At 64.1% G+C, this 8,954-nt stretch carries 7 protein-coding genes and 4 pseudogenes; 3 read left to right on the top strand and 8 right to left on the bottom strand.

Annotated features, from left to right (window positions below):
• Nucleotides 1-248: 248 nt before the first annotated feature.
• The 6 genes and pseudogenes from cas6e to AC1D34_RS34145 form a co-directional block, all read right to left on the bottom strand.
• Nucleotides 249-965, bottom strand: coding sequence for a type I-E CRISPR-associated protein Cas6/Cse3/CasE (gene cas6e, locus AC1D34_RS34170; protein WP_476826640.1), 717 nt, complete (start codon nt 963-965; stop codon nt 249-251).
• On the bottom strand, nt 962-1,726 hold the full coding sequence (gene cas5e, locus AC1D34_RS34165) for a type I-E CRISPR-associated protein Cas5/CasD (protein ID WP_476826639.1): 765 nt from the start codon (nt 1,724-1,726) through the stop codon (nt 962-964). The genes cas6e and cas5e overlap by 4 nt, the downstream gene beginning before the upstream one ends.
• Nucleotides 1,723-2,802 (bottom strand): annotated as a pseudogene (cas7e, locus tag AC1D34_RS34160) (type I-E CRISPR-associated protein Cas7/Cse4/CasC). Before cas7e ends, cas5e begins: the two are co-directional and overlap by 4 nt.
• A 21-nt stretch (nt 2,803-2,823) precedes the next feature.
• The gene (gene casB, locus AC1D34_RS34155; RefSeq protein ID WP_476826638.1) at nt 2,824-3,375 is read right to left on the bottom strand and encodes a type I-E CRISPR-associated protein Cse2/CasB; all 552 of its coding nucleotides are present in this window, start codon (nt 3,373-3,375) and stop codon (nt 2,824-2,826) included.
• Complete coding sequence (casA, locus tag AC1D34_RS34150; protein ID WP_476826637.1) at nt 3,372-4,670, bottom strand: type I-E CRISPR-associated protein Cse1/CasA; 1,299 nt, start codon at nt 4,668-4,670, stop codon at nt 3,372-3,374. The genes casB and casA overlap by 4 nt, the downstream gene beginning before the upstream one ends.
• Nucleotides 4,667-4,882 (bottom strand): annotated as a pseudogene (locus AC1D34_RS34145) (type I-E CRISPR-associated protein Cse1/CasA); the annotation flags it as partial. The pseudogene AC1D34_RS34145 and the gene casA, both read right to left, overlap by 4 nt.
• 241 nt (nt 4,883-5,123) lie before the next feature.
• On the opposite strand from AC1D34_RS34145, the pseudogene AC1D34_RS34140 reads away from it, so the two are divergent.
• Nucleotides 5,124-5,544: pseudogene (locus AC1D34_RS34140) on the top strand (transposase); the annotation flags it as partial.
• A gap of 5 nt (nt 5,545-5,549) precedes the next feature.
• Here the strand turns inward: AC1D34_RS34140 and AC1D34_RS34135 are convergent.
• Complete coding sequence (locus tag AC1D34_RS34135) at nt 5,550-5,972, bottom strand: SET domain-containing protein (protein ID WP_476826636.1); 423 nt, start codon at nt 5,970-5,972, stop codon at nt 5,550-5,552.
• 142 nt (nt 5,973-6,114) lie between these two features.
• On the opposite strand from AC1D34_RS34135, the gene AC1D34_RS34130 reads away from it, so the two are divergent.
• Entirely contained in the window at nt 6,115-6,393 is a 279-nt protein-coding gene (locus tag AC1D34_RS34130; protein ID WP_476826635.1) for a hypothetical protein, read from the top strand.
• Nucleotides 6,394-6,939: 546 nt separating this feature from the next.
• Nucleotides 6,940-7,992 carry an AraC family transcriptional regulator gene (locus AC1D34_RS34125; RefSeq protein ID WP_476826634.1) on the top strand — a complete coding sequence of 351 codons (1,053 nt, stop codon included), beginning with the start codon at nt 6,940-6,942 and terminating at the stop codon, nt 7,990-7,992.
• Nucleotides 7,993-8,302: 310 nt separating this feature from the next.
• Here the strand turns inward: AC1D34_RS34125 and AC1D34_RS34120 are convergent.
• Nucleotides 8,303-8,398: pseudogene (locus AC1D34_RS34120) on the bottom strand (IS5/IS1182 family transposase); the annotation flags it as partial.
• Between the last annotated feature and the right edge of the window lie 556 nt (nt 8,399-8,954).

The raw sequence follows: 8,954 nt of genomic DNA, 5'->3' as shown, positions 1-8,954 counted from the left end.
GCGCCGAACCGCGCCAAAATGGCGAGTCCCCCTCGGATCGTTTGGATGTGAGCGCCTGCACTCACCTACGRCCTTCGCCGCTCGGAGCGGCGAAGCTGTTGACGTCCACCCGTACGTGAAAACGAACCGCGTCTCAAAGCCAATAGGGGGCTGCGGCCTTGACAAGGAAAACCCCATACAAGTCCGGGGACCGACATTATTGACGACCGTTCCTTCAGCGGAATGGGCTTGGGCGGCCGCAGGCCATTTCACGCCCGCCTGATCAGCATGAGCCCGCAGCCGAAGCTGCGGGCGCGCCCAAAACCTTTGACAAGCTGCGCCAGGAAGGCGGACGGCTCAGTGACCTCCAGCACCCCCTCGGCATCGAAGACCGCAATGCGGCCGTCGCGGCCGAGGCGCGGAAAGCGCCAGACGTCGTACCCGTCGGTCCTGAGCGTCGCATCCGCGTCGTCTTCCGGTTCGGCCAGGCGGAACCCGTGTCGCTCCCCTTGCGCGGTCAGCCAACGCCGGCCCTCGCGCCCCAGAACGGCGGCACGATGCTCGTGCCGCTCGGCCCTCGGAATGCGGCTCAGGGCATGCATGACGAGATCGGAGCGGGTTGTTTTACCGCCCTCCTTCTTGTGCGCGACGGTCGCGTTGGCGCGGAGCGAGAAATGCAGCCGGTCGCCAACGGACAGGCGCGGGGAGAAGTCCTGCGTCTCAATATCGAGGATTGGACTGTCGGTCGCGGGGCGTCGACTGGACAGGATCATGAACTCCGCGCCGTGAGGACGTAGTCCACCCGGCCGCAACTCGCGGAACAGAAAGGACCGTTCAGCGTCCGGTTCGCCCGCGAAGAGCGACCAGATCAGCCGATGGGCGGCATGCGCGCGCGCGCCTCCCGGCTCCGGCAGGAGCTGGGCGGCCAGGACGTCAAGCGCCGGATCGCGTTTCAGCCGGGCGCGACTGAGGAAGAGCGCGCTCACGCCTCGTCCCCCGGCAGTCTTGCGACGATGTCCTCGCGCAGCGCGAACTGCCACCGTGTCCGGCTGACCGGCTCGTCGCGCCGCATTTCCCGACGCTGGATCGGCGCCGCGCCGAGGAGCCCTGCTCTCTCGAAGGCGGGGTCCGCGGCGATGACGGCGCGCGGCGMGCCGCCGACGCCGCAGCGCCCGCGCAACCAGGCGCGATCGGGATCGGCGTCCTCGGCCGCATCATAGGCTGCGAAGAGGCCGGCGAGGTCATCGGCGTCGATCAGCCGCGGTGAGGGCGGCAACGCGAGCGGACAAGCACGCCGCCCGGCATGGATCGGCAACGCCGGCCGCGCCAACGCTGCGGCAATTGCTTCCGGCGCAAAAGGCTCCGGCGCGAGCGGCAGCACAGCGATGCTGAAGGCGGCGTCGGTCCGGTAGGCACGCTGTGACAGGATGGTCACCCGCTCTTCTGATGGGATCGTCAGTTCCTCGCGCCGCGTGGCGAAGCGGCGCTTTCGCCTCGCCGGGGCGGTCTGGGCGGTGTGGTAGTCGACCATCGCCTCGCCCGGCGCATCCACGCGCACCGCGAAGGCGAGTGCCGCCGACAGTCCCCGCTGCCGCTCGTCCTCGCGACGGAGGCCGAGTGCCGCGGCCACGAGGCCGATCAGCGCCGACCGGCCGGGCCGATCGACGCCGACGCGGCGCTCGCCCGGCGCGACGTCGCCGAAGGCCATCAGCGGTCCGGTCAGCGTGAAGACGAGACAGGTCGTCATGCCAGATCCTCGACGGCGAAGGCGATGACATCCGTCAGCGAGCCGGCGCCGGCGTGCAGGTCCATGGATCCCACGTCGGTTGCGTCAGGATAGGCGCGTTGGAATTTCGCGCGCGTGTCGGTCAGCGCTGTGATCGACGCGTCGAGCAGGTCGTTAGGCGGCGGTCCGCAGTCGACGCGATCGACCGGCCGAATGAAGGCGGAGGCCAGCGTACGCGGCGCGCCGTTCCCAAGCTCGGCCAGCGCGAAGGAGGTGCGGGCATAGCTCGCATAGCTCTTGGCCTTGCCGCCGGGGCCGACGGTAGCCGCGGCCTCTACCAGCGCTGCGACAGCCGTTTTCGCCAAAGCGACGTCGCCGCCGAGATTGTCGATCAGCAGGGCGCGGTCGACGACGAGGTAGAGATAATAGACGCCGGAGCCGAAGCCGGCCTCGCCGATGAAGCCGGCCCCGGCATCCTCGGACGGGCGCTTGAGATCGTCGACAGCCGTGTAGAAATCGTCCTCCACGACGACGCGGTGCGTCGTCACCGCATGGGCAACCGAGACCGCCGCCTCGCGGTTGAAATCGGGGTTGTCGGCGAGCATGCGACCGAACATGGCGATATCGGCCGCCGTATCGTGGGCCTTGAGGATCAAGTCGGGCAGATCCTTGAGATCGGTCGCGTCCTCACCGCCAGCACGGCGCTCGGCCAGCGCCAGCGCCGCCTGCTTCTCCTCGGGCGAGATGAAGGCGAGCTGCTAGGTGAATGTTGGAGCCTTGTCGTCCTCTTTCTTGATCTTGCCGAAGATGCCGGCGACATCGCGGGCGACCGTGCGCGCTCTGTCTGTTGCGATGCCCCTGGCAAGGAGATGCGCCTCGACATCGACGCCGATCCGCTGCGTGCGCGCCGCCAGATGGCCGTCGAGTGCCTTGGCGAAGGCCTCCGAGGTTCGCCAGGCGCGTTTCAGCGCCTGCGAGGAAATGCGCTGGCGCGGATGGGATCCCATGATCGCGGTCTTCGGCTTGCCGGTGTCGTCGCGGTTGGGATTGGAGGGAGGATAAAAGGTCAGCAGATGGAGTTGTAGGAAGCGGCGCACGGCGAGGACTTTCTTGGCAGGTCAGAGGACGGTGATCTGCGGCCGGGCCGCGCCGGCGCCGAAATACGCGAAGGCGAGATCGCGGCGCGTCTCCTCGCGATCGAAGCGCAGGACAATGCGGGCGAGATCGGCGACATCCACCGCGTCATCGAGGATCGCCAGTGCCCGGCGGAAGGCGCGCAGAATGTCCTCCTCGCCCTCGGCCACGATCAGGCTCTGGAACCGCAGCGGCTTGAGCGCAGCTGAACCCGGGTCAGACAGGCTCGCCCGGCCGATCGCGCGACCGAAAGGGGCGCTTGCATTCTTGCGGACATGGGCAAGCAGGCAGGCGAKGGTGGCGACCCGCGGCAGGCGCTTCCTGTCCGCCATGCCCGAGCCGTAGCCCAGCGCCTCGAACAGGCCGAAGGTCGCCTCGTCGGCCAAAGCGCTCGCCGGCGTAGCCCGCCGCAGCCGCGCCAGCGCGGCGCGATCGCCGGGCTTAGCATTTCCTTGAGTGTCCTCGCCCTGGAGCGAGCGCCACCAGCGCCGCGCCGCGTCGCCGGRCTCTGGCGCGGATGCGTTCGGTGGACTCATGCGGCGGCCTCCTCCTTGCGGGACTTCTTGCTTTTGCCTTCGCCGGGGTCGGGCAGCGGCAGCGACAGGGCGTCAAACAATGTCTTGCCGCGTTTGCCGTATCCACGAAGCGCCCGGACGAGATAGAGACGCGCCTTGACGATGCGTTCTGCTTCGCGGGCATCCGGCCGCAGCAGTGGTGAATGACGGTCGAACAGTTCGAGAGCGATCGGCCGCAATGCCTCTTCGAGAAACACCCGAGAGCTTGCCGGCAGGACCTCCGACAGGGCTTCGCCGCCCGTCAGCCCCGTATCGAGCCGGTCCAGCGCTTCGAAAAAGCTCGTCTGCGTGCGGGCGAAGACATCCTCGCGCAGCGCCGCGATGCGGCTCGCGTCGGAGGCGTCGATACCGAGGGCGTCCTTGATAGCGCCGGCTGCGAGCGAGGCTGCCTCCTGCGCTGCGAGGACGAGGCTGCGCGCCGGGATATCGACCACGTCGCGGGCGAACAGCGGAAATGTCGCCTCGACGAAGCCACGCGCCTTCATGTTGTCCGTGTCGTAGCCGGCGGACCAGAGCCGGCCGCGCTCGCGCCCGAACTCGCCGAGCCGTGCGCGCGCCGTCTGCACGGCCGGCGCGGCTCGGCGCAAGGCCGTGTCGGGCGCACCATCGGTCGCCATGTCGACCCAATGGCGATAGCTCAACCCGCCCGGCTGGGGGTGGAGAAAGAGCCATTCGCTACCGACCTTCTGCCGGTACATCGGCGAGAGTGGGTGCAGAAGCGCGCCGTAGTTCATGCCCCAGGGGCGTGTCCGAAAGCTCGCGACCAGCGCTGGGGCAGGCTCGCCCGTCAGTGAGCAGATGGTGTCGGTTGTTCCGCCTTCGATCTCAAGGCTGATCCGCCGTGGCATGCCCCAGAAGACGCCGCGCGGATCGATATCGTCGTCGCCGAGCGGGGCGTCCTTGCCTTCGGAGGTCCGGGTCTGCGCGAGCCAGGGGAAGATGCGAGCGAGATCGTTGGGCAGGGGCGCCGCCGGCTCCGGCACATTGAGCCAGAGCCAGTGCCAAAGCGTCTCGCTATCGGGGGGCATGGCGAGGGTGGTCAGAGGCCCGCCGCCGCGAAGAGAGGTGCGGTTTCCCCGCCCGCCGGAGGGCGCGTAGGTCTGCAGCGTGAACAGCGCCATCGCGGCCGCTGGCAGGCCGAGCACMGGCATGCGCCCACGCTTCTGGAACAGATCGGCGTTCTTCTCCTCGGTGTTAGCGCCAGGCGCCTCGATGAATAGCCCCGAGAGGGGGGCACGGGGGCGCGCGCCGCCCAAGCGCCGAGGCCGTCGGGCGCCCAGGCGGGGCCCACCAACCCGAGCAGCAATTCAAGCGTCGCGGCATCTAAATCGGCCCGGCCCCAGTCAGGCCGGACGACAGGATCGGTTTCGATCCCGTCGACGAGTTGGTGGGGGGCAATCCAGGTCCGTACCCCGGAGCGGCGGCGGACCGGAAGCCAATGGTCGCTCAGAAGTGACAGGGGCTGCATGTTGCTACCTTAGCCATCAGCAGGCAGAGCACACCATCAGGACTAAAGCACACCATCAGGAGCTACCAAAGCAAGCCGTTGCTTCGCCCATAAGTTGCGGTGTCAACGCCTTTGAACTTGACGCCGGAAAGGGTCCAGACACCATCACGAGACAAGAGCGGCACGGCCAGCGCCTGCACGCCCCGCTCCGCCCAGCGTGCTTCCAGCGCTGAGACCAGTTCCTGCACGGCGCGGGCACGGATCCGGAGGACACTGGATCGATGAGCCCCCGACTACGGACATTTTCCATGCGCTGGCGAGTGCCGGTGGTCCTCCAGCTCAGGTGCTTATCGACTCATCTGCCGTGAAGGCGCACAGCTCGGCCTCGGGCGGAAAGGGGAGGAGCGGAGCCAGGCCATCGCCCGCTCGCGTGGCGGGCTGCGTAGGATCAAGATCCACGCGCTGACCGATCGCGACTGCCGCCCCATCGCCTTCTGTTGACCGGCGGCCATGTCGCCGATTGCACGGCGGGATCGGCCCTGTCAGATGCCGCAGGCGCGCACACTCCACGGCGACAAGGGCTCTGACAGTAACGCCATCGCCGCCAGGTCGATGAGCGCGGCGCGATACCCAACATCCCGCCCAAAGCCAACCGGCGCTGGAAGAACTGCTTCTCGCCCGTAAAAAGTTACGCGAAAACGCCTTCCGCTACCAGATCGCGGCTAGCCTCCGTTGGGCACATCTGGAAACCGCGAAATGGATCTCGACAGAAGGAGCGATAGTCGCTCGTCAATTCTGTGTGAGGCGCAAGCTCAAATCGGGCTGTGGTGGTACTCGCAAAATCGAGGCACGTCGGGTCGTCGCTATGATTGAAGAAGCGGGCGTCGTCGGCGCACATCACCCACGTGTTCTCTCCTGTGAGAGGAAGATAGCCATACTTTAGCACGAAATCTTTTAGAATCACGTCTTCAGGAAGTTTTTCAACGATATAGTCGAGTCCAGGATGAAACGTCCAAATAATAGTGTTTGCTGGCACGAATTCTTTACAATATAGTCCGAGGCCGGCCTCTGGAATTTTACTTTTGGAAACATAGGTTGGAATCAGTAGCATTGTCATCTCCTTCCAGATATGCGGTTGAAAACGAGCGAAATCGCAAATTATCTAAACGGCGTTTCCGACACACAAGACAGCGGGTCCTTCCGACGGCGCATGTGCGCCACGTCGAATTCCGATCCAGCCGGGGGCAGAAATAATGGACCTACCTACGATAGACCCACTGATCGCTACGGGCGTCATGCTATCGACGGCCGTAACGGACGGCGCTTATGTGATGTTCAACGCAGCGGTCTCGGCGCGTAAACGAGTCGCTGCAGCCAATTGGAGCAGCGTCTGGTATATGCTGTCCGCGTTCGCGGTCATCAACTACACGCAGAATTGGGCCTATGTGCTTTTTGCTGCGGTTGGTTCCTGGCTCGGCGGGTTCTTAACGATGACAGCGCTCAACCACATCGCTCCAACGCGACGTGAATGAAGGTTGACAGCGGCTTGGCCTGCGAGGTGTGAGCGGCGTGCCGTTTGCCCCTCGATCGGCGCCCAAGACATACCCATCAAATTGGCGGCGGGCTCCGCATCCGACATGCGGCTCCCTGAAGAACTGGAAAAATCTGGCTTAGTCCACCGTAGATCACCTCCACGAGAAACACATAGCAGTTGAGCGATTAGCTGGTCTACTGTTATAGAATTATAATATTGCTTAAATAAACACCAGAATGCCGATAAGATTTAACGTTCAGATAAGCAAAATTGATCACCAAATAGGTCGATTACMAACATTAGAGTAATAAACTCATATTTTTGTTTATGGCAATCTTACTCTCTCTGTCAATATCTATCACCCAGTTCCCGAGACTTGGATGGTGTCAAGACAACCAAGCTCATTCTCATTTATCTTGCCACATTCAAGTTGGTTGGATTGGCTATTTTGTGAGCACTTTTGCTGGATTTCTGCCAACTCTGTCCAAGCGGTGCGAAAAGTGTCTATGCTGAGACGGTCAAAGGGCCACCCGGAAACTTGCCAATGATCACGGCTACAATCGATCCCGCCCGATTGCCGATGTTCGATGTTATCCAAGCGAGACATGAGGATTTGGAGGGCACGTTACGGATTAGCGAACGCGTAGCAAAATCGAGCCTCATCTACACCTATCAGCCCCAGAGCAGGGAGCTGCGGAGCGCGAACTTGGGTAGGCCAATTTTTACCCTGGCGACCCGTTCGACTGGTTCAATCGTCGCGAGCTACGGCGACAGCGGCTTCGCAACCAATCTCTCTATCGATGGCGACGAAGGCGATCTTTTTTGTTTCACATCGATCCTCGCCGGCCACATGACATTGGCTCAACGAGGAAATTGCGCGACTGCCATAGGAGGCCAGGGCCTCGCGTGGCGGCCGGGCCCTGGCACCCAGGTCTTGATTGGCGATGATACCGCGCGCACGAACGTCTTCTTGAAGGTTACGGATGTTGAGGATGGGCTGGTGCGCATGCTCGACGAACCGCTCCGCCAGCCACTCGACTTCGCGCCCAGCGTCGACTGGAACGGAGGGCTGGCAGCCAGCCTCAAGCGTCAGCTCGATTTTGTATTGGACGACTTCCGGCGCGAGGACGGAGTGGTCAGCAGCCCTGTTGCACTCGCGTCCTTGACCGATTTGCTGGTCTCGCTTGTGCTCCGTGGCACGTCACACAACTATTCCAATCGGTTGACCAAGGGCGCTTCCGGGGCGGTTCCGGCCTACATTCGGCGTGCGGAGGATTTCATGCGCGAAAGTGCCGCTGACCCGATCCGCATGGCGCATGTGGCGGCTGCGGCCGGATGCAGCTTGCGAACGCTTGACGCCGTGTTCAAACATTTCCGCGGCTGCGCGCCGTCGGGCATGTTGCACGCCATTCGACTTGAGTTGGCGCACGATGAGCTAACTCGTGGGGCGCCGGGTGGCTCGGTCGCTACAGTCGCGCGCCGATACGGCTTCACCAATTCGTCGCGGTTTGCCAAGGCCTACCGCCGTCGTTTCGGCGAGGCTCCGTTGGAGGTCGCGCGACGCGCCTCGCGCTCCTCGTTAAGGCGAGAAGTTTAGCGGTCGGATATCGGACAGGAGGCTCGACTGGAACCCGAACGACCGCGGAAACCGTGACGCATTTGGCTCCAACAACGCCCGGGACCCGGCAGTTTGCTGAGAGCCGCATCACTGCTTGAAGCTGTAAGGATAACGCCGCGAGTTGCGGTGAACGACATCTATAGTCACCTTCCGACAAGTTTGTGGTCTAGTCCCGAAGCTGGTGCACTGCTGGACCTACCCACGTCGGCTCGACCCCCGGTGGTGCCGAAGCGGCGTTCTTCGTTCTTAAAGGAAATTGCTCGAATCGCCGCCGTCTGAGGGGACTGTTGCTCAGCCGGCCCTTGAGCTTCTCGCGGCCAATTCCGCCATCGGCAATGACATGACGCAGCCAAGAGTCGCGGTGGCGGGCGGGCGACAAAGCCCCCTCACTTGATCATGCCCGCGGAGCCCAACAGCCGCATTGTGCCAATCAAGCTTTCGGGCGCCGTGCGCTGGGGATGGCGTAGATCTCAGCCCTCGCCAAGTTCCTGCACGGCGCGGGCGCGGATCTCTGCAGCGTCGTCAAAATCCGCATCGTGCCGCCAGGTCGACCGCTCCAGCCAGGAGGCCCGTGGGCGGCATTCAGCCCATCGCTGGCTTCTGTAAAAGCCTGAAGTCGTCAGACCGCCTTCCTTGGCCATCTGTGGAGGTGCGGGTATGTTGGGGGCCCCTAGGCGTCCGTCTTGAATCCGCGCCCTGTTCGTGCTGGAGAGGCAATGGCCGGCGCCACAGGGCACTGTTCCCTGACGCCATCCAGGGTGACGACGGCGGGATCGGTCGGTGACTCCAACGCGGGCGGGCGACAAGAGCCCTCGACCGGATCAGGCGCGCAGAGTCTGCCCGCCGCATCGTGCGGGCGCCGTGCGAGGCGACGGGCGTCACGGTTGAATCAATCGCTGGAACGGGCAGCAGGGCACGTAGACGGTCTTCACCTCTTCACC

The organism is Allobosea sp. P1_A7, assembly GCF_056406775.1.
Note: the sequence above shows the minus strand (reverse complement) of the source record. Positions and strands in the feature narration are given on the sequence as shown.